This window comes from Gordonibacter massiliensis (ex Traore et al. 2017), from assembly GCF_019731765.1.
Classification (GTDB): domain Bacteria; phylum Actinomycetota; class Coriobacteriia; order Coriobacteriales; family Eggerthellaceae; genus Gordonibacter; species Gordonibacter massiliensis.
The window spans coordinates 94,472-118,826 of record NZ_JAASIO010000011.1; the positions used below are offsets into that span (position 1 = coordinate 94,472).

General features: G+C 64.7%; 16 protein-coding genes and 3 tRNA genes. 8 read left to right on the plus strand and 11 right to left on the minus strand.

Annotated elements, in window-relative coordinates; genetic code table 11:
• Positions 1-212 precede the first annotated feature (212 nt).
• Genes HCH03_RS12135 through HCH03_RS12145 form a run of 3 tightly spaced genes read left to right on the plus strand, consistent with a single transcriptional unit; the run spans position 213 to position 4,141 of the window.
• On the plus strand, positions 213-2,843 hold the full coding sequence (locus HCH03_RS12135; RefSeq protein ID WP_221689719.1) for a pectate lyase-like adhesive domain-containing protein: 2,631 nt from the start codon (positions 213-215) through the stop codon (positions 2,841-2,843).
• The gene (locus HCH03_RS12140) at positions 2,833-3,438 is read left to right on the plus strand and encodes a hypothetical protein (protein ID WP_221689720.1); all 606 of its coding nucleotides are present in this window, start codon (positions 2,833-2,835) and stop codon (positions 3,436-3,438) included. Before HCH03_RS12135 ends, HCH03_RS12140 begins: the two co-directional genes overlap by 11 nt.
• 40 nt (positions 3,439-3,478) lie before the next feature.
• Entirely contained in the window at positions 3,479-4,141 is a 663-nt protein-coding gene (locus HCH03_RS12145; RefSeq protein WP_221689721.1) for a hypothetical protein, read from the plus strand.
• A gap of 118 nt (positions 4,142-4,259) precedes the next feature.
• Here the strand turns inward: HCH03_RS12145 and HCH03_RS12150 are convergent, their stop codons facing one another.
• The 5 genes from HCH03_RS12150 to tig all read right to left on the minus strand — a co-directional run bounded on the left by HCH03_RS12150 (position 4,260) and on the right by tig (position 11,722).
• Positions 4,260-4,808: a zinc ribbon domain-containing protein gene (locus HCH03_RS12150; protein ID WP_080143343.1), complete on the minus strand. Its 549-nt coding sequence runs from the start codon at positions 4,806-4,808 to the stop codon at positions 4,260-4,262.
• Positions 4,809-4,928: 120 nt separating this feature from the next.
• Positions 4,929-7,613, minus strand: coding sequence for a valine--tRNA ligase (locus HCH03_RS12155; RefSeq protein WP_221689722.1), 2,685 nt, complete (start codon positions 7,611-7,613; stop codon positions 4,929-4,931).
• 417 nt (positions 7,614-8,030) lie between these two features.
• Positions 8,031-9,401: an ATP-dependent Clp protease ATP-binding subunit ClpX gene (gene clpX / locus HCH03_RS12160; RefSeq protein WP_185905014.1), complete on the minus strand. Its 1,371-nt coding sequence runs from the start codon at positions 9,399-9,401 to the stop codon at positions 8,031-8,033.
• 6 nt (positions 9,402-9,407) lie between these two features.
• Complete coding sequence (locus HCH03_RS12165; protein ID WP_080143346.1) at positions 9,408-10,043, minus strand: ATP-dependent Clp protease proteolytic subunit; 636 nt, start codon at positions 10,041-10,043, stop codon at positions 9,408-9,410.
• A gap of 170 nt (positions 10,044-10,213) precedes the next feature.
• Positions 10,214-11,722, minus strand: a complete 1,509-nt coding sequence (tig, locus tag HCH03_RS12170) for a trigger factor (protein ID WP_368041279.1) — start codon at positions 11,720-11,722, stop codon at positions 10,214-10,216.
• 326 nt (positions 11,723-12,048) lie between these two features.
• On the opposite strand from tig, the gene HCH03_RS12175 reads away from it, so the two are divergent.
• The gene (locus HCH03_RS12175; protein WP_080145185.1) at positions 12,049-12,408 is read left to right on the plus strand and encodes a hypothetical protein; all 360 of its coding nucleotides are present in this window, start codon (positions 12,049-12,051) and stop codon (positions 12,406-12,408) included.
• Between the two features lie 651 nt (positions 12,409-13,059).
• On the opposite strand, the gene HCH03_RS12180 is transcribed toward HCH03_RS12175, so the two are convergent.
• The gene (locus tag HCH03_RS12180; RefSeq protein ID WP_221689723.1) at positions 13,060-14,379 is read right to left on the minus strand and encodes a (Fe-S)-binding protein; all 1,320 of its coding nucleotides are present in this window, start codon (positions 14,377-14,379) and stop codon (positions 13,060-13,062) included.
• A gap of 247 nt (positions 14,380-14,626) precedes the next feature.
• Here HCH03_RS12180 and HCH03_RS12185 point away from each other — a divergent pair, with 247 nt between their 5' ends.
• A complete protein-coding gene (locus HCH03_RS12185) occupies positions 14,627-15,379 on the plus strand; it encodes a hypothetical protein (RefSeq protein ID WP_221689724.1) in 753 nt (250 codons plus the stop codon).
• Positions 15,380-15,616: 237 nt separating this feature from the next.
• On the opposite strand, the gene HCH03_RS12190 is transcribed toward HCH03_RS12185, so the two are convergent.
• The gene (locus tag HCH03_RS12190; RefSeq protein ID WP_221689725.1) at positions 15,617-16,354 is read right to left on the minus strand and encodes a hypothetical protein; all 738 of its coding nucleotides are present in this window, start codon (positions 16,352-16,354) and stop codon (positions 15,617-15,619) included.
• A gap of 427 nt (positions 16,355-16,781) precedes the next feature.
• Positions 16,782-16,867, minus strand: a tRNA-Leu gene (locus HCH03_RS12195).
• Between the two features lie 120 nt (positions 16,868-16,987).
• On the opposite strand from HCH03_RS12195, the gene sstT reads away from it, so the two are divergent.
• Positions 16,988-18,244, plus strand: a complete 1,257-nt coding sequence (gene sstT / locus HCH03_RS12200) for a serine/threonine transporter SstT (RefSeq protein ID WP_221689726.1) — start codon at positions 16,988-16,990, stop codon at positions 18,242-18,244.
• 136 nt (positions 18,245-18,380) lie between these two features.
• On the opposite strand, the gene HCH03_RS12205 is transcribed toward sstT, so the two are convergent.
• On the minus strand, positions 18,381-18,956 hold the full coding sequence (locus HCH03_RS12205; RefSeq protein ID WP_080143353.1) for a DUF4230 domain-containing protein: 576 nt from the start codon (positions 18,954-18,956) through the stop codon (positions 18,381-18,383).
• Positions 18,957-19,283: 327 nt separating this feature from the next.
• Positions 19,284-21,224 (minus strand): NYN domain-containing protein, encoded by a 1,941-nt coding sequence (locus HCH03_RS12210; protein ID WP_246600005.1) that lies wholly within the window; start codon positions 21,222-21,224, stop codon positions 19,284-19,286.
• A gap of 152 nt (positions 21,225-21,376) precedes the next feature.
• On the opposite strand from HCH03_RS12210, the gene HCH03_RS12215 reads away from it, so the two are divergent.
• Positions 21,377-21,453, plus strand: a tRNA-His gene (locus tag HCH03_RS12215).
• Between the two features lie 89 nt (positions 21,454-21,542).
• Positions 21,543-21,618 (plus strand) — tRNA-Lys (locus HCH03_RS12220).
• A gap of 275 nt (positions 21,619-21,893) precedes the next feature.
• Here the strand turns inward: HCH03_RS12220 and HCH03_RS12225 are convergent.
• Positions 21,894-23,060 carry a phosphoglycerate dehydrogenase gene (locus tag HCH03_RS12225; protein WP_221689727.1) on the minus strand — a complete coding sequence of 389 codons (1,167 nt, stop codon included), beginning with the start codon at positions 23,058-23,060 and terminating at the stop codon, positions 21,894-21,896.
• Positions 23,061-24,355: the final 1,295 nt, after the last annotated feature.

The window sequence follows — 24,355 nt, forward strand, 5'->3', positions numbered from 1 at the left end:
GGGCCTCGCAAAATACTAAAGCGATTTACTAGAAATTAGGGAAAGCGCGCTGAAGCGCTGGACGTGGAACGGATTCGATCATAGGCAACTTCGGGAAAACCATACGCCACGGCGTCGTTGTCCTGCTGGCAGTCGTGCTGGCGGCGGGGACCTGCGCGCCCTCCTTCGAGCGCGCGTTCGCCTCCTCGCAGGCCCCCGCCGAAAGCGCGGGGATGCCGCAGGGCGAAGCGCGCGACGACGCGGACGACCGGGACGGGCTCGACGACGGCGGCGCGGGCGGACTCTCGCACGAACCCGAGGCGGAGCCGGAAGCGACCGAGCCGGAGGGCGGCGACGCGGATGCCGCCACCGCAGAAGAGCCCGCTCCCCCTGCCGCCATGAGCGACGTCGAAGACGGTGCCGTGCCTGCAGAACCCCTCGACGCGGCCGAAGAGGGGCGCGCAAGCTCCCCGGTGACCACGTTCCAAGAGCTTCCCGCAGCCGTCGCCGCGCCGGACGTCGACGCGATCGTCCTCGGCGGCGACATCGTTATGACCGGGCATATCACCATCCCCGCCGCCAAAACCGCGCTGACGATAGACGGCCAGGGCCGCTACACGCTCGAGCAGCAGGGCGCGACCACGTTCACCTCGTCCTCGACCGCGAGCCCCGTGTACACGCTGAGGAACATGACGATCGTCGGGCGAACCTACTACGGCGTGGTCTGGTGCACCGCGGCGTCCGGTGCGCCGACCATCGTCCTCGACAACGTCGACTACACGGGCCCCCAGCTCGTGTACAACCGATACGGCAACGTGTCGTTCGTCGGAGAGAACAACGTGCTCGTCAAGTCGAACGGAAGCAACTCGAACACGGCCGAGGAGATAGGCGAGGTGCACGGCGTTTCCGTGCTCGGCAAGCTCACCGTCGAATCGACGTCGGTCGGCAGCGCCTTCTTCTGGATGTTCGGCGCAGGGTCCGAGAAGCCCTTCCTCACGATCGCGAGCGGGGCGCAGGCGTCCTTCAAGACTTCCGCCAACACCGGCCGGGGCTTCTTCTGGATCGAGGGCACGACCTACAACGTCGTCTTGAACGTCGAGGACGGCGCTTCCCTCCTTGTCGATATAACGGGATACAACCCGCTGAGCACGGCGGAGGACCACCGCGTCGACTCGATGCGCATCGGAAGGAACGCCACAGCGGTGTTCAACTTCGCCGGAGGCATCGCCCTTTCCAACGAGCTCGTCGTGGAGGAGGGCGCCATCCTGCGCATGAACTACCTCAACAAGCCGGGAACGAACGGCTCCGCGTACGCCTACCCGCTGTTCCGCTTCCTCAGCCCGGCCGGAGGCGACCCCGTCGTGCAGATCGACCGGGCGAAAGCGGTGGTCTTCGCCGTGCAGCCCTCGAACAGGCCCATCTTCGGCTTGGCGCAGGCGAACTCCCTGCGGTTCGCCACGACGGACTTCAACTACTGGCCGACCTACGCATCTGCGGCCACGCAGGAGAAGCCCGCGCGCATGTGGTCCTCCGAAGACCCCGACGGACTCCTTGCAACCCTCGATTTGGCCGCAGGCCAAGACGTGCTGAAGTCCATCGCCTCGAACGACGACGGCCTCGCCGCTGAGTTCGACCCCAAGGGCGCCCGCGTCATCCAGGTGGGCACCGAGCCCCTGCTCCTGGCCCCCGAGCGGCAGTGGGTCCACTCGGTCGCCGCAACCGGATCGACGGAGCCCGCCGCGCGGGTCTACGTCGACTACGCAGGCAACGACGGTTCGGAGCGGGGCTTTTCGGGAACCAGCGACAACGCCGGGCGTTACTCCGTGGCGATAGACAACACGGCCGTCGACTCCCGAACCGCGCTCGAGGTGACCGCGGTCCACGACTTCATCGCCCTCAAGAGGAAGGTCGCGGTGCTCGAGGCCGAAAGCCCCTCGGCCGACCCCGTCCTCCAGATCGTCAGGCAGGGCGACCCGTTCCCTACGGACGCATGGGCGCTCATCGAGAACGCCGACGCCGGCGACGAGGGCCCCTTGCAGGCCGTCATCGCCGAGGCGCCCGGCACCGACGTCGTCGGGCCGGCCGTCGCCAAAGTCGCGCTGACCAACGCCACGGGGAAAAGCGCCCTGGTAACGGTGCCCGTGTTCGTGACCGACGAGAGCACCGTCGTGGACACGACGCGCCGCGTCGCGCTGCGCGCGGAGGACTTCTCGTTCCGAATGGGCGAATTCCCCCGCGACGACGCGGCGAGGTTCGTCCTGGATCGGAGCCGCGCCCAGGCGTGGGACGTTCTGACCGGCGAGGACCTGTCCCCGGAGATCGTCCTGCCCGTCGACCCTTTGGCGGAAGCGGCGGGAACGCAAACCGTCACGCTGTCGGCGCGAGGCGTCGAGCGCGCCATCGCGGTCACCATCGTCGACGAGGCCTCGTGGGTCGACGTCCGCATCCCCACGAAGATGCTCTTCGGGACGCTCGACGTGTACGAGGGCGGCAAGATCGTCTCTCCGCTCTACGAGATAGAGAACGGCTCCAGCCTCCCCGTGAGCGTGTCCCTTGCCGGGTTCGACGTCGCGGAAGGCGACGGGGTCAACCTGATGAGCGGGCCCGAAGCGGCATCGGGCGGCAACGACCTCAAGCTCGACCTCAGCGTCGACGGGGCGACGGCCCTCGAGTACCTGCATCCCTTCGCCGCCGAGAGCCCGTCGGCCGGCTGGCGGACGACGCTCGCCCCGTCAGCGCGCACCCGCCTTGCCTTTTCCGGCACCTACCTCGGAGCCTTCTCGCCCGGAGTGGTGCACCGCCCCTCATATTCCCTGGTGTGGTCGTTCGCACCGGTGTTCGAAGGAGAAACCTATGATCGATAACGACATGAACGATAGGGGCGCAAGGCGAGCGCCCGTCCAAACGGAACCGCCCGACGCGTCGGAAGGCGCGCGGGAAAAGCGGCGGAGGAACAAGAAGCTGTTGCTGGCGCTCCTCCTCCTTCTGCTCCTGCTCGTTTTGGGCACGTGCACGGCTGCGCGCTTCCTCGGCGACAAGCAGGAAGACGCGCCGGCCGCCGTCGCGATCATGCCCGGGCTCGACGCGAACGCCGAGGACATCGCCGATCGCGAGGGCATGGAGAACGCCATGCAGAACACGGCCGACGCGAACTACTTCACGCTGCAGGTCAACCCCGAAGCATCCTTCTCCTCGGAGACGGGCGAAGGCAGGTTCGAGCTGGTCAACCCGTTCGACAACGTCTTCCCGATCTCGTTCGACATAACCCTCGACGAGAGCGGGCGGACGATCTACCAATCGGGGGCGGTCATGCCCGGCAAGCAGATCAGGGGCATCACGCTCGACTCGAAGCCCGATCCCGGCTCTTACCAGGCAACCGTCGATGTTTTCATATACGACCGGCAGACGCAGGAAAAGGAAGGTGAGACCAAAGTGAAAATTACCCTGAACGTCGAATAAGGCATCGATCGAAAGCAACGCACACGACAAGGAGTCGACCATGACCAAGAACAAAAAGCTCTTGTCCGTTTTCCTGGTGTTCGGGTTGGTCGCGGCCATCGCCCCGACCCCCCTCGCCGCGTACGCATGGGAAGGCGGATCGGAAGGCAACAGCGAGAACGCGAACAGCAGCGGCGTCCAGGGCACGTCGGACGGAAAGACCGACGTCGAGGGCTGGATAGGCACCTTCGACGGCGGGGAGGACCCGAACCGCCCCGATCCCCCCGCCGAATCGTGGGTGAACGTCAAGATCCCCACGACCGCGCTTTTCGGATCGCTTTCGAGCGACGCCGGAGCGGTGTACTCCCCCGTCTACCGCATCTACAACCACTCGGCACGCGGCGTGACCGTGGAGCCGACGGGCTTCACCAAGGTCTCTGAGCCCCTCGAGCTTGCGGGGATGGTGCTGAACCTGAACTTCACGCACCCGAACAGCCTGACCGTGCCGTTGAGAAGCGCCGACGACGCCTTTCTGGGCGCCGGCTTGACGAGCCCGGGATCGATCACCCTGGGCGCGGGATCCGAGTCCTCGCCGCAGACCGCCGCCTTCACCATGAGCGGCCAGCTGCCCGAGGGCTTCAACTATCCCAGCAACGCGCCCCATCAGCCCAGGTACGGCCTGGTGTTCAGCTTCACCGCGGAACCGCCCGCAGCCGTGCAGTAAGGGAGAAGGCGCGCATGCCCGACCGCGAGAAGCGGGCGGGCTCACGGTCCCCGAACGACGAGAACCGCCCCGTGCTCCTTGGAGCACGGGGCGGTTCTCTTTCTTGGCGATGCGGGTTCTACTGGATGGGCGGCTCGCCTTGCGGAGCGCGCGAGCGAACCTGCCTCTGCTGAGCAGCCGCCTGCTGCGGCTGCTGCGCGCGGGCTCGCGGGGCGCTGCGACGCGCCGCCGGGGCCGCGCCGCCCACGGGGGTGGCGCAGTACGGGCACACGGTCCACGAGGGGTCGAGCGCGTGGTTGCAGGTTCCGCACAGGTTCTTCAGGCGCTGATGGCAGTTCGGGCAGAGCACGAAGTCGGCCTCCACCGGATAGCCGCAGTTCGCGCACTCGCCGTACTTCATGAGCTCGCGTTGCTTGAGCGCGATCTCCAGCTCCTGCTCGTCGCGGTCGATCTGCAGAAGCGGCGGACGCAGCAGGCAGTAGGCGATGATGCCGAGCAGCGGGATGAGCGCCACGATGGCCCACACGTACCAGTAGGAGCCGCGCAGGTAGGCGTCGCGGACGACCCAGACGATGGACAGCACGTACAGGATAACCAGCAGCACCACGACCACGGTGAACGCGGCTTGCAGTTCGGGGGTCCACAGCTGGGCCAGCAGTTCGTTCATGTCAACCTCGTTTTCTTACGTTTGCCCGCGGCGTGCGCCGGCATCCGACTGCCGTGCCGGCCGCCGAAGCGCCGACACGAAAAGTCATTATAGCAAAGATGCCGGAAGGCGCACGCCTGTTCAGGCAATTTCCGCAAGCTGGGCCTCCACGCGGGCCAGCTTGTCGGCGAGCTCGGCGTGCTTGGCGCGGTCCTTCTCCACGATCTCGGGCGCGGCCTTCGCCAAAAAGCCCGGGTTGGACAGCTTCTTCTCGAGCTTGCCCGCGTCGGCGGCCAGCTTCGCGCGCTCCTTCTCCAAGCGGGCGCGCTCGGCGGCGAAGTCCACCAAGCCCGACAGCGCGATGTACACCTCGAGCCCCGCGCCCAGCGTGACGCTGGACTCGGCCGGCTTCTCGGCGTCGACGGCCATCGCGAGCGAGGACGTGTTGCCCATGCCCTCGATGAGCCCGCGCTGCGCCTCGAGCAGCGCGACGTCGGCCTCCCCCGCCTTCACCGTCACCGCGAGCGGCGTCTTCGGCGAGATGCCGTAGCGGGCGCGCGTGCTGCGGATAGCCGACACGCACTCGCACACCATCTCGATGGCGCGCTCGGCCTCTTCGTCCACGTAGGCCGCGAGCGCCGCGGCGTCCGGCCACGCCGCCCCGATGAGGTACGGAGCGCCCGCACGGTCCAAGGGCAGCTCCTGGTAGATCTCCTCGGTCACGAACGGCATGATGGGGTGCAGCAGGCGCAGCGCCTGGTCGAGCACGAACACGAGGTTGCGCTGGCACGCCGCGCGATCCTCCGGCGAACCGGCGAGGCGCGCCTTCGAGAACTCGATGTACCAGTCGCAGAACTCGTTCCAGAAGAACGAGTACAGCTCGCGCGTCGCCTCGCCGAACTCGAAGGAGTCGAACGCCGCGTCGAGGCGCGCCACCAGGCCGGCCAGCCGCGAGAATATCCAGCGGTCCGCGGGCGTCGTGGGCTCGGGGTCGCCGGGCTCGAAGCCGTCGAGGTTCATCATGACGAAGCGGGCGGCGTTGCGGATCTTGTTCGCGAAGTTGCGCGAGCTTTCCAGCTTCGCCTCGTTGAACTTGAGGTCCTGGGCGCCCGTCACCTGCATGAGCAGGCCGAAGCGCATGCCGTCGGCGCCGTAGTCCTCCATGAGGCGCAGCGGGTCAACGCCGTTGCCGCGGCTCTTGGACATGGGCTTGCCGTCGGCGGCCATCACCGTGGGGTGGATGATGACGTGCTCGAAGGGGATCTGGTCGGTGCAGTACATCGACGCCATCACCATGCGCGCCACCCACAGGCCCATGATGTCGCGGGCGGTGGAGAGCACCTGCGTGGGGTACGCGGCGCGCATCTCGGGCGCGTCGACCCCCTCCTCCGTCCAGCCCATCGTGGCAAACGGCCACAGCTGCGACGAGAACCACGTATCCAGCACGTCCTCGTCTTGGCGCACGGGCTTGCCGCACACGGGGCACACGTCGATGTCCTCCACGCTGGCGTCTTCCCAGCCGCACTCGTCGCAGTAGAACATGGGGATGCGATGCCCCCACCACAGCTGGCGCGAGATGCACCAGTCCTTGAGGTTGGCCAGCCAGTCGAGGTAGACCTGGCGCCAGCGCTCGGGATGGAACTGGATGGAGCCGTCCTCCACCACGCGTGCTGCGTCCTCTTTGAGGCCGTCCACGGCCACGAACCACTGCTCGGATTCCCAGGGCTCCAGCTTCGTGTGGCAGCGGTAGCACGTCATGACCGAGTGGTCGTGGTCCTCCACCTTGTCCAACAGCCCCAGCTCGTCGAACGCGGCCACCACGGCCTCGCGGGCCTCGTCGCGGTCCATGCCGCTGAACTTCCCGTAGCCGTCCACCACGTGCGCCGTCTCGTCGAAGATGTTGATGCGTTCGAGGCCGTTGCGCTCGCCCATGGCCCAGTCGTTCGGGTCGTGCGAGGGCGTCACCTTCACGCAGCCGGTGCCGAACTCCCTGTCCACATGCCAGTCGGCGAAGATGGGGATCTCGCGGTCCACGAGCGGCAGCTTCACCGTCTTGCCCACGAGGCGCTTGAAGCGCTCGTCCTTCGGGTTCACCGCCACGCCCGTATCGCCGAGCATCGTCTCGGGGCGCGTCGTGGCCACCACGAGGTACTCCAGGCCGTCCTCCGGCTCGGTGAGCGGGTAGCGCAGGTACCACAGGTGCCCCGTCTCGTCCACGTACTCGGCCTCGTCGTCGGAGATGGACGTGGTGCAGTGCGGGCACCAGTTCACGATGCGCTTGCCTTTGTAGATGAGGTCGTCGTGGTACCAGTCCACGAACAGCTTCCGCACGGCCTTCACGTAGGCCGGCTCCAGCGTGAAGTGCTCGTCGTCGTAGTCGCACGAGCAGCCCATGCCCTTGATCTGGTTCACGATGGTGGTGCCGTACTCCTTGTACCAGTCGTAGCACGCCTCGATGAACGCCTCGCGGCCGATCTCCAAGCGGCTGATGCCCTGGTCGGCCAACTTCTTGTCCACCTTGGTCTGCGTGGAGATGCCGGCGTGGTCGGTGCCCAGGATCCAGCGCGTGGGGCGCCCCTGCATGCGCGCGCGGCGGATGCACGTGTCCTGGATGGTGTCGTTGAGGGCGTGGCCCATGTGCAGCACGCCCGTGATGTTCGGCGGCGGTATGACGATGGTGTAGGGCTCGCCCTTCTTGGCGCCGAAACCCTCGCCGCGCTGGAAGTAGCCGGCGTCTTTCCATGCCTGGAAGAGCGGGCGCTCGTGCGCCGCGAAGTCGTAGTCGATCTTCTTCGCCCCGGTGCTCTCGTTCGTGTTCTCGGCCATGGTCTGCTCTTTCGTGTCGAACCGAAAAGCGGGCGCGGCGCCTCTCGCACCTGCCCGCTCCCTCTCCTACTTTGCCCCGCGTGGCGGGGAAACGCCGCTCGCCCGTCATCCTGAGCGCAGCAGCGTGCAGCGCGCCCACTCGTCATCCTGAGCGAGGCGCAGTGCCCCTCTGTCATCCTGAGCGAGCGGAGCATTCGACAGTCCGGCGGACTGTCGAACTCCCGAGCACGCGGAGCGGGCGCAGGGAGGCCCCGCGAAGCGGGGACGGAGGATCCCGTGCGGCGCCAGCGGCGACGTTCCCAGCTGCCGCCGCACGGGATCCTTCGACTCCGGCGCTTCGCGCCTGCGCTCAGGATGACAACCTAATCCTTCGCCTCAAGCGGCAACCCATCCGCTCGCTTGAGGCGACGGCCTATCCTACGCGCTCTTCTCCACTGCCTCGGCCACCGGCTCGATGGCCGGCTTCGTCTCGCCCGTGATGTCGCTTGCGCGCACCGTGACGGACGTGGCCCCCTCGTGCTCGGGCAGGTCGTACATCACGTCCATGAGCACGCGCTCGCAGATGGAGCGCAAGCCGCGGGCGCCCGTGCCGTGTTCCACGGCCTCGTGGGCGATGGCCGTGAGCGCCTCCGGCTCGAACACGAGCACGGAGTCCTCGAAGTCGAACATCTTCGTGTACTGCTTCACCAGCGCGTTCTTGGGCTCGGTGAGGATGCGCACGAGGTCTTCCTCCGACAGCTCGTTGAGCGACGTGACCACGGGGATGCGGCCCACGAACTCGGGAATCATGCCGTACTTGTTCAAGTCCTCCGGCAGCACTTGCGCCAAAAGCTCGGCTTCGGCGTGCTTCTTGGACTCGGGCATCTCGGCGTTGAAGCCCAGGCCGCTCTTGCCCACGCGCTCGGCGATGATGTCGGCGAGCCCGACGAACGCCCCGCCCAGGATGAACAGGATGTTCGTGGTGTCGATATGCAGAAGCTCCTGCTGCGGGTGCTTGCGGCCGCCCTGCGGCGGAACGCTCGCCTCCGTGCCCTCGACGATCTTCAGCAACGCCTGCTGCACGCCCTCGCCCGACACGTCGCGCGTGATGGACAGGTTCTCGGCCTTGCGGGCCACCTTGTCGATCTCGTCGATGTAGATGATGCCGATCTCGGCGCGCGGGATGTCGAAGTCGGCGGCCGTCATGAGCTTGAGCAGGATGTTCTCCACGTCCTCGCCCACGTAGCCCGCCTCGGTGAGGGTGGTGGCGTCGGCGATGGCGAAGGGCACCTTCAGCGTGCGCGCGAGCGTCTGCGCCAGCAGCGTCTTGCCGGAGCCCGTGGGACCCAAGAGCATGATGTTGCTCTTGGCCAGCTCCACGTCGCCCTCGGCGGCGTCGGCCCCCAAGCTGATGCGCTTGTAGTGGTTGTACACGGCCACGGACAGCGCCCGCTTGGCCGCCTCCTGGCCCACCACGTGCTCGGACAGCTCGCCGTAGAGCTCGTGGGGCGTGGGCAGGTCGGCCAGCACGTCTTCGGGTGCGGGTTCGGCGTCCGCGACGTAGGGCTCGCCCGCGCGCTTGGCGTGGCGGCCCTGCGGCTCGGGCTCCATCGGGGCCGTCGCCTCGGGCGGAACGGAGAGCCCCAGGTCGCGCATCATGGCGTCGGCGCACACGGAGATGCACTCGTCGCAGATGTAGATGCCGTTGGGACCCGAGATCATCGCGGCAACTTCATGCGGGTGCTTGCCGCAGAAGGCGCACGCGATGTCGTCCCGGCCCGAGAATTCCTCGTGAATGTCGTTCGTCATAGCGGGTTATTCGCTCTTCTTCTCTTCGGTGCCCGCAGCGGTCGCGCGCGACGTGGTGATGCGGTCGACCAGACCGTACGCCAGCGCCTCCTCGGCGGTCATGTAGTTGTCGCGCTCGGTGTCGGCCTGGATGGTCTCGAGCGTCTGGCCCGTGTTGTCCGCCAGGATCTTGTTCAGGCGGTTGCGGGTCTTCAGCATGAAGTCGGCCACGATGGCGATCTCGGTCTGCTGGCCCTGCGCGCCGCCGGACGGCTGGTGGATGAGCACCATGGAGTTCGGCAGGCACATGCGCTTGCCCTTGGCGCCGTTGGACAGCAGCACGGCCGCCATGGAGGCGCACTCGCCCAGGCAGATGGTGGACACGTCGCACTTGATGAAGTCCATCGTGTCGAGGATGGCCAGGCCCGCCGTGACGGAGCCGCCCGGCGAGTTGATGTAGAGGGAGATGTCCTTCTCGGGGTCGGCGCTCTCCAGGTGCAGCAGCTGCGCCACCACGGAGTTCGCCACGTTGTCGTCGATCTGCTCGCCCAGGAAGATCACGCGGTCGTTCAACAGGCGGGAGTAGATGTCGTAGCTGCGCTCGCCGCGGGGGGACTGCTCGATGACGTAGGGGATCAATGCTGCTTTGGTATCGTAACTCATAGCTTGTTGCCTCGCTTTCGCTCGCGACCCCTGCGGGGGCCGCACAGAATCGTCTTATGCCATAGTGATGTACGCTTCGCCGCCACGCAAGGCCAGGCTACCGTTTCGTTACCCACGGCGAGACGAACGGACGCGCCCCGAGGGGCGCGTCCCGCTTGCCGCTCGCGGCGCTATTCGGCGTCCGCGGCCTTGTCGGCTTCGGCGGCCTCGTCCTTCTTGGCCTTCTTCGGGGCGGCCTTCTTGGCCGGCTTCTTCTCGGTTGCCTCGGGCTCGGCCGCGGCATCGGCCTTGGCCTCGTCCTTCTTGGCGGTCTTCTTGGCCGCGGCCTTCTTGGCGGGCTTCTTCTTCTCGTCGGCGGGCTTGCCCGGCTCGATCTCGGTCACGACGGCCTTCTCCATGACGTCTTGCGCGGCCCTCGTGCGGGCGATGCCGTTCTTCACCATGTGGAGCTGGCCGTTCTTGCGCCACTCCTCCTGGAGCTTCTTCGGATCCTCCACGCCGCTCTTCACGAACTCCTCGGCCACGTCCTCGTCGGTGACCTCCATGCCGAAGTGGCGGGCCCACGCGTCGAGCGCGAGGTCCTGCTTCGTCATGTCGGCCGCCTGGGCCTTCACGTCCTCCTTGAACTGGTCGGGCTTGATGCCCTGCTGCGCGAGGTAGGCGTCGAAGCTCATGCCCTGGCGCTGCAGCTGCTGGAAGAAGTCCTGCAGGAGGCTGGTCTCGGCCTCTTCGCACATGGCCTCGGGCGCCTCGCCCTGCAGGCGGTCGGCCAGCTTGGATAGGCACTGGTTCTCCTTGATGCGGGGCAGCACGTCGGCCTTCTGCTCCTCGATGGACTCGGCCACGCGGCTGCGCAGGTCGGCCACGTTCTCGAAGCCGAGCGTGTCCTTGGCCCACTCGTCGGTGACCTCGGGCAGCACCTTGTTCTTGACGGAGATGACCTCGACCTCGAAGTTGATCTTGGTCGTTTTGCCCATGAGGGGCTGCGTCATGACGGTCGGCTCGGCCGGCACGTCGATGGAGAACTCCTTCTTCTGGCCCTTCTTCATGCCCACGAGCTCGGCGTCGAACTCGGCCGGGAACAGGCCCGTGCCCAGGCCGTACAGGCGCGTGGGCGTGGTCAGCGACTCGATGTCGGCTCCGGCGTCGTCGGTGGCCTTCATGCCGAGGTCGAGGTAGCTGTCCTCCTTGACCTTCGTGGCCGCCGCGGCGTCCTCGTAATCGTAGTAGTGCTCGCGCAGCTGGTCGATCTGATCGTCGATCTCGGCGTCGCTCACGCCCTCGGCGGGCATCTCGATCTCGACCGGATCGTAGCTCGAAAGCTCGAGCTCGGGCTTCACTTCGACCTCGAGCGAGTACTCGAAGGGCTTGCCCGCCTCGACGAGGCCCATGTCCTCGTCGAACGTCGGCTTCGAGACGGGGTACAGGTTGCTGCCGTCGATGGCGAGGGGATAGGTTTCGTTCACCACATCGTCCGTCACCGTGGCGGGAACCGCTGCGGCGCCCAGCGCGTTGTCGATGATCGGGCGCGGGGCCTTGCCGGCACGGAACCCGGGGAAGTTGTACTTGTGCGCGAAGTCCTTGTAGGTCTTCTTGATGCGGGCGTCGATATCCTTGGCATCGACGGTAACGGTCACTTTGACGCGGTTATCCTGCAATGCCTCAACTTTTGTTTCCACGTAACTATCCTCCATCATTTCCTGTCAATCGCCTCGCGGCGGCGTGCGGCGCGCCCGGCGGGTGCCCCTTGCGGCGCTCATCCGCATCGGTTTCGCAAGCAATCCGATTCGCGCTCTGAGCACACCGAAACGGAATTATCGCACATATGGAACGGTTGAGGAAGGAGGTTCACGAAGAACCGACGAAACACGCGGACGAGTCAAGCCGCAGGCGGGCCCCTGTAACGCAGCGTTGACTGATCTCCGGGTATTCTCCATACCGCGCCTCCTCCCCGAACGAGTATCATGGAACCTTACAAGAGGAATCATTGATCGAGAGGCGACGCGTGTCCATCGTTTTGAACATACCGCAGGAACGCGAGCTGGCGCGGCTCATCGACTACGAGCGGGCGACGTGCAGCGTGGACGGCGAGCTCGTGTACCGCTGCGCCTTCCCCTACCGCCCCGACGACGAGTTGCAGGCCGAGCTCATCGATTGCGGCGCGCTGGCCGCGAAGGCCGAGGGCAAGCGCGGCACCATCGTGGTCATCACGTCGGACGGCTACTCCTTCTTCCTCGAGCGCAACCGCGCCGAGCGCGAGCGCGCCCGCCGCGAGAAGCGCGACGCGCGCCTCATCGGCCTTTCGGCCTTCTTCGCCGCGCTTTGCATGGCCGTCGGGTTCTTGCTGGGCAGGTTCTTGGCGTAGATGCCGGCGGCGTCCGGCACCTGCGTCTGCACGCGGGAGCCGACGCATCTCAAGCCCAGGCCGTTCATGAGCTGTTGGAACAGATACGCCATCGGCAAGAACTACGGCTACACGTCAATGGCGGTTTGACAGCGGAACGCCCCCAACATGGCAGAGATTTCGAGGTATGTGATTTTTTTTCGAGCGGAAACTCGCTTGGAAAGCACGAGGGAATTCCCCGATCAGGCCAAATGCAGCCGCCTATCCACATGCAGCCGATTTCTGCGCGCAAGCAAATCACACACCTCGAAATCTCTGCCATTTTTTGGCCCCTCCGCGGATAAACCACCATCGACATCCCGCGAGCCGACGCGTCGTCGTCCTGAGCGCGCATGTCCTTCTGCCCCTGCGACGCGCCAAGCCGCCGTCGGGCACCCGCCCTAGGACGCGTCAACGATGGTTTGACGGCGGAAACGAGACCTTGAAGGCGCGAAAATCACTGCTGTGAAGCGTTCCTCGTGCGTTTCGAGGGTGTGCGCGCTTCTTTCGGAAGGCCCCCGAATGCGCCATCAGGCGTTTCTTCCGCCTGTTTCGCCCGTGCGACTTCACAGCGGTGATTTTCGCGCATCGGGATGCCGAGTGCGTGCATTCCGACGCACGTCGCGTTTTCCCCTACGCGAAGAACGTCTGGGTGAGCCAGGGGCCGTACTCGCCTTCCCACATGCCGCCCAGCTGGGCGAACACCTGCGGCCAGTCGATCGTCTGGCCGAACAGCAGCTCGAGGTAATGGCGGTTGCCGATGCCGCGCTCGGGCGGCGCGCCCAGACACGCCTGGGCGACCGTGTAGGTGCAGGTGGGGCATGCGGTCACGAGCGTCTCGGCGCCGGTTTTGCGCGCCTCGTCAATAACGCGCCACACGCGCCGCTGCGTGACGTCGTCGTCGTAGGACGCCACGGCCCCGCCCGCGCCGCAGCAGAGCGTGCCCTTGCGGTGGTGGTCCAGCTCCAAGCGCTCGGCGTCGGGCAGGTTGCGCGCCACGAGCGCGCGTATGGCGGCGCCGTGGCGGCCGTCGGCCCGATCGTGGCACGAGTCGAAGAACGTGACGCGGGCCTCGGGAAGCGGCGAGAATCCCGCGGGCTTGCCGGCCCGCTCGAGCGCGCGGCTTTTCTTCAGCAGCAGCTCCGGCAGGGGCACGATGTCCACCTCGTCGCCCATGAGCTCCGCGAACTCCTCGCCGCAACCAGGGCAGACCGTCACCACGCGCGTGATGCCCGCCGCGCGGATCTGGTCGAGGATGCGCTGACGCAGCGCCGCGGCACGGTCGAACAGCCCCGCACTCATGAGCGGGCTGCCGCAGCAGTCGTCGGAAAGCGCCCAGGCCATGCCGGCGTCGGTGAGCCACCTTCCCACCGTGCGGGTGAGCTCGGGCGCATAGCTCACGAGCGAGCAGCCGGGAAAGAACAGGGTGTCCACCGTGTCGGGGCCCAGCTCGGCCGCCTGCGCGAGCGAGGTGAACTCCGGGTAACCGACGCCGTAGATGGCGCGGTAGGCACTGAAGATGTTCCACTCGTTGTCCACCATCACGAGCTTCGAGTCGTCCGGCGGCATGAGCCCGGCGCGCATGAACAGCACGCGCCAGTCGCGCATGCGCTCGGGCGCCAGCAGGTGGTGCTGGCAGGTGGCCGTGCAATACCCGCAGAAGCAGCAGCGGCGCAGCGCGTGGTAGAGCTCGGGGCGCTCCTGCACGACGCGCAGCACCGCGTCGGGCTGGTCGCCGAAGGGCAACGCGACAACGGCGCGGTAGCCCTCCTCCACGAGGCCCATGTCGAGCGCGGGCTCCTTCAGCACCTCGCAGCGCAGCGTGCAGCGCTTGCAATGGGAGCAGGTGAGCTTCTTGTTCGCCCAGGCGGCCAGCATATCGAGCTTGGCCGAATCCAAGCCGGCTATCTGCTCCAGGTCTTCTTTCGAAAGCTTTTCGGGTCTTGTCTGCATGCGAACTCCCCCTCCGATTCGCCGTCCAGTTTAGCGCAATGCGCCTTGAGCAAGGCGAGAATCAGGCAAGGAAGCGCATTTTGCACAGCGCACGGCACGGAGATTCTGGCAACGTCGGTCGAATCGCAAGGCTCTGGACCTTGCTTCGTTATGCGTTTCACTTGCTGTATCACGAATCGTCAGAAAGCATCTGGAGAGCCCCGCCCGCTCTTCCGAATCGAAGCGGAGTGGATGGCAGGAGGACAGTATGGCCATTGACGACCCCACCGAGCGAAGCGAACCATACGCGAAACAGCAAGACACAGGGGCCGCAGAAAGGCAAACCGCTTTCGCAGTTCCCAACTATGCAGGGCTGCAATCGTTTCTTGACGCTTTCGATGAAGAAAAAAGACAACACGTAGGAGAGATATCACCAGGGGTTTATCGCGGAAAAGGGCCGGTTCTATCCGCATATCTTGAAGATTTGTTTGCCGTTTACCTGAAAAAGGCGTTCGACTCGAGCTCGATTTACCTCTTGATTGATGTGTCGGTGCGGATAGGAAGCATATCCTGCAGACCCGATATCGCCGTCATCGAAATCGAGCACGACAACGTAACGGTGCTCGGATTCGTCGACTGCAAGACTTCTCTTGGCTGGAGCCGGGACAACGTATACGGTATGGCCGATAAATACCGGAACTTGAGAGACGCGGTTGTTGAGAATGGCTGCAGCGTTTGCATCGGCGGCGTCGACGGAAAACACGATGGCACCAAGAGGTTCAATGGCGAACACCCCGTGAAACCCGACTTCGTCTGGGACGTCTTCGTCAAGGACGTTTGGGGGAAAGGGTCTGCCCAAACGGTTTTAGAGCAGATCGAATCTTGGAATGATGACAAGAACGCACTCCGTACGAAAATCTGGTGGGGCCAATACTGGTCGGAAAAGAAGGAAGGCGTTTACAGGGTGTCCTCCGAAGACACGTTCGCGCGTCTGGCGAGCAGAATGCGAAACGGGAACTAGATGAGGAAGACCGGATAATTTATCGCCTTCACATCGGCTCAAAAACCTCCGACGATGCAAGACATGGAAGATGGTGCGGGCGTTGATACAGAACTTTTTTTGAAAACAGAACATTTATCAGCAGAAACGTGGCAGTCGATAAGCAGTGAAGCTTCTAAACAGGTAAGCATGGTTCAAATTTACTACAACGAGGTATAGCGAGTCGCGATGCCTCTAGGCATTGTCCCTATTTTATAATTATAAGGAAATAATGCTGGCACAAAGGGCTTCGTGCTCTACGCAGGCAATTACTGTAGAGACCAGATCGATAACTCGATTCAGTTCAAAGCGCTCAGAGCGATCAGACACCTGCTCCCACTCATGATGCATAAACTGGTTTCTGATCTTCTGAATTTCATGATAGAAAGCAAGTTCCTTGGAGAGTATCGAGAGCATATCGCACTGACAGCACGCACCGATTTTTTGCAGTGCGTGCTCCACGCCAGTAATCGACCGGGGCTTACGTCCGAACGATATTTCCTTCCTCTCGCAAAACCAGTGCCCTATCTCGTCCAAAGCAGACTCAAGATATGCAAGCCACAAAGTCAACATCGAGCATCTGCTGATATCATTTGCCAAATTTTTCCATGTCAGTAAATCACTTATATAACCTAGCTCGATCTCCGCTTCTCCGATATAAAATTCAAAATCTGAGCAGTCTTTCTCAATACTTGCCAAGCGCCCCTCGTCGGACAGTACAGAAAAACGATCAACCTTGCCATCCTTAATAGAAAGCACTCTTTCATGGAGATCGTTTTGTACAAAATAGCAATAGTCATTGATTTCGCTGATTTCTTCTTCAAATTTCACAAAAGGGTAGATGCCGCTTTTTGAAAAATATATGAAATAATCGACGTCTTTTGAGCTATTGAAATAGTAGGAGCTTTCTACGAGGCGATCATCAATCAGGTTGATATTTTCATATTTGTATGCCATTTTTCCTCCCGACAGCAACGTGAGGATGCTGCATTATTCCATCAGGCCAATCAAACATCACCTCGCGGGAGCATCTATAACATGCAATCCGTTAATTGATGCCAAAGAGATTTCCTTATTCCGCAAATTGGCACGTAAACACACCCTTATGCGTCTTGTTTTTGCACCAGCTTGATGGTATTTCCGGTTATTTCAATTTGCACCCGTACATATATTTTTGCCCGAAAATTTCGCAAAATATGCAGGCAATGCCTAGAGCGACTTCAGCACCATTACACTTGTCTATACAGGTAGAAATCATACCATCAGGGTCAGGTGAACAACTTGCTGACATCTTCATCAAGCTGCAAAGACTTATTGAGTACAGAACTTTTGTTTATTATGCCTGATTAAAGATATTAGAAACTTCTAATATCACGATTTTTGCTGGTGCGGGCGAAAGGACTTGAACCTTCACACCTTGTGGGTACCAGAACCTAAATCTGGCGCGTCTGCCAATTCCGCCACGCCCGCACGCCGTGCGCCGATTTCGCGCAGCGAACATGATAGCAGAAGTTGACGGCTTTCGGCCGAGACCGAAAGCTCTGCTATCATAGGCGCCCGAACCGGACGGAACCAGACCAAGGAGCGAATGTGAACCTCAAGAGGATTGCGCGCGCGTACAACGACGTCAGCCTTATCAAGCGCATCGTGGCGGGCCTCGTCGTGGGCGCGGTGCTGGGCATCGCCCTGCCCGGCATGGAAGTGGTGGGGCTTTTGGGCACGCTGTTCGTGTCGGCGTTGAAGGCCGTGGCGCCCGTCTTGGTGTTCTTCCTCGTTGTCAGCGCGCTCGCGAACGCGAAGGCCGCCGGATCCATGAAGACCGTCGTGGTGCTGTACGTGGTGAGCACGTTCGTGGCCGCGCTCGTGGCCGTGGCGGCCAGCTACCTGTTCCCCACCGAGCTGACGCTCGCGGCGCCGGCGGCCGAGCAGAGCTCTCCCTCGGGCATCGGCGAGGTGCTGGGCACGCTGGTCATGAACATGGTGGCGAACCCGGTCGACGCGCTGGCGAATGCGAACTACCTGGGCATACTCGTGTGGGCCGTCGTGCTGGGCATCGCCCTGCGTGCGGCGAGCGGCACGGTGAAGGACGTGTTCACCAGCGTGTCGGACGCCGTGTCGACCGTGGTGCGCTGGGTCATCGCGCTCGCGCCGTTCGGCGTGCTGGGCCTCGTGTACACCACCGTGTCCGAGAACGGGCTCGACATCTTCGCCGAGTACGGCCGGCTCATCCTCGTGCTCGTGGGCTGCATGCTGTTCATCGCGTTCGTCACGAACCCGCTCATCGTGTTCGCCAACGTGCGCAAGAACCCCTACCCGCTCGTGCTGCGCTGCCTGAAGGACAGCGGCATCACGGCGTTCTTCACGCGCAGCTCGGCGGCGAACATCCCCGTGAACATGGAGCTTTGCCGCAAGCTCGGCCTGGACAAGGACAACTACTCGGTGTCCATTCCGCTGGGCGCCACCATCAACATGGCGGGCGCGGCCGTCACCATCACCGTCATGGCCATGGCGGCCGCCCACACGCTGGGCGTGTCGGTGGACCCGGTCACCGCGGTGGTGCTGAGCGCGCTGGCCGCCGCGTCCGCCTGCGGCGCCTCGGGCGTGGCCGGCGGGTCGCTTCTGCTCATACCGCTGGCGTGCTCGCTGTTCGGCATCGGCAACGACGTGGCCATGCAGGTGGTGGCCATCGGCTTCATCATCGGCGTGGTGCAGGACTCGTGCGAGACGGCACTGAACTCGTCGTCCGACGTGCTGTTCACCGCCACGGCGGAGTACCGCGCGTGGCGGCGCGAGGGCCGGGATTTCCGTCTGGGCCGCGACGCGTTCAGCGAGGACGAGCTGGCGTAACGCGAGCGCGCGGCGAGAACCTGCGGATCGCAGGCGGGATGGCGGGTGCTTGCGAAGCCGGAGGCGCTTGGTGCGCTCGCCGCGGTGGCGGCCTGCTGGCCGCCCCTGCGGGGGTCTTTCGGCTTCGGGAACGAGGTTACGCGTCCACGATCTGCAACGTGTAGGCGTTGTCGCCCACGGTGAACGGGTGCAGCAGGTTCTCCACGAGGGTGCGGGCCTGCTCGTTGGCCTGCTCGATCATGCCGGTTTGGTTGACCCGCTCCTCGGCATCGGTCTGGGCCGTTTTGAGGGCCTCGGCCGTGTCCTGCTTGTTCTCCCAGTTGAACAGCGCGAACGCCGAATCGTAGAACTCGATGGAGTTCGGGTCGATCTCGATGCCCAGAAGCTGCGCCTGCGGCAGGCGCACGGTGACGGTGCGGCCGCTCACGTCGACGGACGCCTGCGCCAGGTCGACGCCCGCGCGCACCTCGGCGTCGTAGACCATGGTGAAGCCCTTCTTGTTGATGAAGTCGATGTCGCCGTTCTCGTAGCGCACAAGGCCCCGGTACTCGAGCTTGGCCGTGGCCAGCTCGCTCGAGTTCGAAAGCTGCTCCTGGATGGACGTGGTGGTGAGCTTGACGCTGGGCTCGAACGCGCGCTGGAACGCGAGCGTGCCCACGACGCCGACGGCGACGAGCGCCACGGCCACGACGATCATGAGTATCTTCTTCATGGATGCATCCTTCTCGATCTAACGGGTGTCTCGACGGCAGGATACCACGGACGGACAAACGCCCGTCGCCCGTCAACAAGCGGTTAAGGCTTCGTGGACACGCGAGGCGCAAAAGGCTGCGGCCGGAAGCAGAAAGCCGCCCGAGAAGCCCCGAGGGGGCCCAGCTGACCGCCACGCGACTCGCATCGAGGCCCGTGGGCAGCCCCGGCACCCTGGCGAACCGCGATGCCGTGCGCGGATCGTCCGCCGCGCTCACCGCATGCGCACCGAGCTTCGCCGGCGCCCATGCGGTTCAAAACGTCATCAGCGCACGGCGCGGAGAAGCGCCTATTTGGCCAATCGGGCGTAGAACTGGCCGTCCCGCTCTTCCACGTCGATGCCCGCCATGTCGACCAGGTAGGGTCGGAACTGGGCGTATCCCAGATCGCGCAGCTTGAACGTGCGGAACTTGCCGCGCACGCGCTTGCCGAGCGTGGCCAGCGCTATGCCGTCGGGCTCCGCATCGGCCACCGCCTGGCGGATGAACGCCTCGGGGTCGGTTGGAGCGGGCTCCGCCTTCGCGGGCGCCTTCGCCCTCGCGGGCTGCTTCGGCGACGCCTTCGGGGCCGTTTGCTTGGAGGACGCCTTCGAGGAAGGGCGCTTCGACTGCGCCTTTCCTGCGGGCTTCCCCGCCGCCTTCGCGGGAACCGGAGTTTCGGAAGGCTGCGCGGGCTCCTCGACCGGGGCCTCGACCACCTTCGGGGCGGTCTGGGACGCCTTAGCCTTCGGGGACGCCGCTTTGGCGGACTTGGCCGCCGGCTTGCGCTTCGCCGGCGCGGCGGGTTCCTGCTCGGCCGGCGCCTTGGCAACCTGATCGGCGACGGGAGCGCCCTGCTCCGCCGGCGCCTTTTCGGGCTGCGCCGCCTTGGCGGGCTTGCGGCTCTTCAGCGCATCGGCCCAAGCGGCCGCCGCGCGCTTGCGGGCGGCGCGGCCGGGCCGGTTGTCGACGGGAGCCGCCTCCTCGACAGGTTCGGGCTCGACGGTCTCGGGCTGCGTAGCGGCAGGCTGCCGTTCCTCGGACGCAGGGGCGTCGGAGACCGCCTTCGCGTCGGGCGCCTGCTCGACGGAGGCCTTCGCCGCGCCCTTCTGCGCGGCGCGACGAGCCGCCATGCGCGTCGAACGACGAGGCTTCTTCTCGGGCACCTCCGCGTCGTCCGTGGGAACGTCCTGCTTGTCGGATGCGTTGTCGGATGCGGCTGCCTCGACGTCGGAGGGCGCGGCATCGACCGGCACCGCGGATGCGTCCTCGGCGGGTTGCGCGTCGGACGCCTCCCCCTTCGGCGCCTGCGGCTCCTCGGCCGGAACGTCCGCGCGCGCGGCCTCGTTGCCGTGCGCGGCGTCTTTGCCGTGGCCGTTCTTGCGCTCGCGGTCGTCGCCCGCCAGCTCCACCGTGACCGAGCTGCCGTCCTTCGTGATCTGGACGCTTTGGAACTCGTCGAGCAGCTTCGACAGCAGGTTCGTGCCGTAGCTGCGCACGTCGAAGTCCGGGTAGCGCTTCAGCAGGCGGCTGCCCACCTCGCCGAGGCCCGTGGACTTGCCGTTGTTCTGGTTGTCGGTGATGATGTTCACCACGGCCTGCTCGATCTCGTCCTTGCTCGCGGTGGCCGTGCCGGCACCCGAGCCGCCGCTCGTCGCGCCGGCCTGGTCGCTCCGGCCCTTGCCGCGGCCGCCGGACTTGCCGCCCGCGTCGCCCAGCAGAAGCTCCAGCGTGGTGAAGATGTCGCACGCCTTCCTGAACGGCGTGGGCGTCTTCTTCTCGCCCATGCCGATGACCGTGAGGCCGCTTTCGCGGATGCGGCTGGCCAGGCGCGTGAAGTCGCTGTCGCTCGACACGATGCAGAAGCCCTCCACCGAGCGCGTGTACAGGATGTCCATGGCGTCGATGATCATGGCCGAGTCGGTGGCGTTCTTGCCCTGGGTGTAGCCGAACTGCTGGATGGGCGTGATGGAGTTCTCCAGCAGCGCGTCCTTCCACTTGGCGTGGAGCGTGAGCGTCCAGTCGCCGTAGATGCGCTTGTAGGTGACGGTGCCGTACTTCGACAGCTCGTCGGTGATGGGCTTGATGTACTTCGCCGACACGTTGTCGGCGTCGATCAAGAGGGCGAATCGTTTTTCAGATGATTGCTTTTCCACGTGGTGCCGCTCCTCGATGATGGTGGTGATGGCGGCCGCGCTCGCTTGCGCGACGCCGGGGCTCGCGTCGCGCTGCGGGCGGGACCGCAGCGCCAACCTGCGTCCGACCGCGAAAACACGACGTTCCGGGTGTCTATACTACTCGAAATAGGCCGATCAACGCCCAATTGCAGCAAGGCTGATACAATTTGTCCATAATCCTCTTGCGCTCGGCGAAGAAAATCCGTATACTTCCACCTTGCGCCTTGGTGGCTATAGTTCAGTTGGCTAGAACGCCAGATTGTGGCTCTGGAGGTCGTCGGTTCGAGTCCGATTAGCCACCCCAGCGCGCTTTTTGAAATTAGGGCTTGCAATCGCAGGTTGCATGCTTTAAGATAACCCAGCGCTTTGCGCACTTTGACATATCTTTTCTTTGGACCGTTAGCTTAGTTGGTAGAGCAGGGGACTCTTAATCCCAAGGTCCGGGGTTCGAGTCCCCGACGGTCCACCATCGAAAACCCACAGGCCAGCCGGCAAAACCGGCTGGCCTTTTTTTGTTGCGTAGCGCACCCCCCCCCCGGACCGGCGACCAAGGTTTCGAGCAAACGGATTGGAGCCGGACCGCTCGCGCCCGGTTCCCGCAAAGCGAGAAAAGGCGTCGAGGGCCGGATCGTCTGCCCAACAACGTGAAGAGAGGGCCGGCTATGTCGGCCCTCTCTTCTTCAACGGAAAAGCCATGGCCGCCGCGAACCAAGGAAACAGGCGGGCGGATGCAGGTATTGGCTCCTAGCACACCACCCTCACGCGGCGGACGCCTTCGAGGGCTTCGAGCTTCGCCACGGCGGTGTCCGGGACGGGCTGGTCGAGGTCGAGCATGGTGTAGGACACGTCGCCGCGGGACTTGTTCGTCATGTTCTCGATGTTGACGCCTTCCTCGCCGAACACGTCGGTGACGCGGCTGATCATGCTCGGGATGTTCTTGTGCATGACGGCGGCGCGGCTCATGCCCTCGGGGCAGACGCCCATGTCGCACGCCGGGTAGTTCACGGAGTTCCTGATGTTGCCGTTCTCCAGATAGTCCATCATCTCCTGCACGGCCATGGCGGCGCAGTTGTCCTCGGCCTCGGCCGTCGACGCGCCCAGGTGCGGCAGCACGATGGCGTGCTCCATCTGCATGACCTCGGGCGTGGCGAAGTCGGTGATGTAGGCCCCCACCTTGCCCGATGCCAGCGCGGAGGCCATGGCGGCGTTGTCCACGAGCGTGTCGCGCGAGAAGTTCAGCACCACGGCGCCGTCCTTCATGAGCGAGCAGGCGCGCCCGCCGATCATGCCGATGGTGCCTTCCATGGCCGGCACGTGGATGGTGAGGTAGTCGCAGGTGCGGAACAGGTCGTCCAGGTTCGTGACGTGATGGACGGCGCTCGAGAGGCGCCAGGCCGCGCCCACCGACACGTACGGATCGTAGCCGTAGACATCCATGCCCAGGGCGACGGCCGCGTTGGCCACCTCGGCGCCGATGGCGCCCAGGCCGATCACGCCCAGCTTCTTGCCCAGTATCTCGCGCCCGGCGAACGCCTTCTTCGCCTTCTCGGCCGCCTTGGCGATGTTCTCGTCGCCCGCGTTGTCGCGGCACCACGCGATGCCGTCCACGATGCCGCGGCTTCCCAGCAGAAGCGCGCACAGCACGATCTCCTTCACGGCGTTGGCGTTGGCTCCCGGCGTGTTGAACACGACGATGCCGTCCTCGGCGCAGCGATCGAGCGGTATGTTGTTCACGCCCGCCCCCGCGCGCGCGATGGCCAGCAGCTCGTCGCCGAACTCCATGTCGTGCATGGCGGCGCTGCGCACGAGGATGGCGGACGCCTTCGCCGGATCGTCGGTGAGCTCGTAGGAGTCGGTGAGCAGATCGGTGCCGTGCGAGGAAATGTTGTTCAAGCAATGGACGTAGCGCATGGTTCTTCTCCTTCTCGTGTGTAAGGTGAGGCCGAGGGCTGTCGTCGCGCAGGAGGAACCGCGTCGTCGTTGCGTGGAAGCCGAGCCGCTTTAGCCTGCTGTAGCAGTATACTCCCTCCCCGCCCGACGTGCAGCGAAACGACGGCGCCCGAGCGAACGCACGCGTGGACGGAGGGCGTGAACGCAAGCAACGGTGCGGACCATCGGCACCGTGCCCCGCTGAAGGCCCTTCTGATCTTTTGCCCTCCCGCAGCCTTCAAGCCGCACCCCTTCGCGTGAAGCCCCGCCGCTCCGCTGAATTGCCCTTGGCAAAGCACACCGGCCGCCGGCATGCCTGCGACAGCCAACAACGGCAACCCAGCATTCCAGTGTTTTTCGATATGCGTGCGTTTCGGGCGCGGAAGAAGACTCCCCGGCGCGCCAAAGGAGCGATGCCGCAAAACGTGCGACCATGCTTTATGGAGACAGGAGGCGCGGAATGCTCTGCGCTTGCCGCTGAAAGGGTTCGCGCATCGAAATAATGGCCATTGCGACGGTATTGCTCTGCGTAAACCCAGATTGGCGGACAGGGGGCGATCCGCCGTTGAACCGACATGAAATGCGCCCGGCCGGATTGTCATCCTGAGCGGAGGCGGCGCGAGCCGGCGGAGCAGAAGGATTCCGCGCGACGGCAGCCGGGGCGCCTCCGGTTGGCACCGCGCAGGATCCTCCGCGCCCCCGCTTCGCGGGGCCTCCCCGCGCCCGCTCCGCGTGCTCGGGAGCTCGACAGCCCGCCGGACCTTCGGACGCACCGCCCGCCCATGGCAACGACGCATCGGCTCGCGGTACGCCGATGGCGGTTTGACGGCGGATCGGGGCCGAATTGCACGAAAATCACCGATGCCCCCGTAGCGTCGGACCTTCTGACAAGACTTCTCCTTGCTCGGAATGCTGCGACCTGCGAAAACTCATTCAGCGAGCAAGCGCTTGCGTGGCGAAGGCCATCGGAACCCGCTTCGAGCGGGGGACGTCGGTGATTTTTGCACCGAATGGGAGGATGCTCTATGTTAAACCACCGCTGACATTGCGCAAGCCAGCGCGTTGCCATCCTGAGCGGACGAAGCGAGCGCAGGGAGACCGCGAAGCGGGGGCGCGGAGGATCCCGCACGGCGCTGACCGGGATGCCCCTGCCGGCGCCTCGTCGTGCGATTTGAAAACCGTCGCGGCACGGCTGGGGCGGACACGGTACAATCGGCGGCAACGGAGAGGGCCACGCGGCGGGCGGGAAACGGCGCGCGAACGGAAAGACCCGAAGC

Bases quoted from the DNA above. Each gene is read 5' to 3' on its own strand.
- HCH03_RS12180 (WP_221689723.1), bottom strand. From the start codon at position 14,379: ATGCAGACAAGACCCGAAAAGCTTTCGAAAGAAGACCTGGAGCAGATA.
- HCH03_RS12135 (WP_221689719.1), top strand. From the start codon at position 213: ATGCCGCAGGGCGAAGCGCGCGACGACGCGGACGACCGGGACGGGCTC.
- HCH03_RS12145 (WP_221689721.1), top strand. From the start codon at position 3,479: ATGACCAAGAACAAAAAGCTCTTGTCCGTTTTCCTGGTGTTCGGGTTG.
- HCH03_RS12190 (WP_221689725.1), bottom strand. From the start codon at position 16,354: ATGGCATACAAATATGAAAATATCAACCTGATTGATGATCGCCTCGTA.
- HCH03_RS12155 (WP_221689722.1), bottom strand. From the start codon at position 7,613: ATGGCCGAGAACACGAACGAGAGCACCGGGGCGAAGAAGATCGACTAC.
- HCH03_RS12165 (WP_080143346.1), bottom strand. From the start codon at position 10,043: ATGAGTTACGATACCAAAGCAGCATTGATCCCCTACGTCATCGAGCAG.
- clpX (WP_185905014.1), bottom strand. From the start codon at position 9,401: ATGACGAACGACATTCACGAGGAATTCTCGGGCCGGGACGACATCGCG.
- HCH03_RS12225 (WP_221689727.1), bottom strand. From the start codon at position 23,060: ATGCGCTACGTCCATTGCTTGAACAACATTTCCTCGCACGGCACCGAT.
- HCH03_RS12140 (WP_221689720.1), top strand. From the start codon at position 2,833: ATGATCGATAACGACATGAACGATAGGGGCGCAAGGCGAGCGCCCGTC.
- HCH03_RS12205 (WP_080143353.1), bottom strand. From the start codon at position 18,956: ATGAAGAAGATACTCATGATCGTCGTGGCCGTGGCGCTCGTCGCCGTC.
- HCH03_RS12185 (WP_221689724.1), top strand. From the start codon at position 14,627: ATGGCCATTGACGACCCCACCGAGCGAAGCGAACCATACGCGAAACAG.
- HCH03_RS12150 (WP_080143343.1), bottom strand. From the start codon at position 4,808: ATGAACGAACTGCTGGCCCAGCTGTGGACCCCCGAACTGCAAGCCGCG.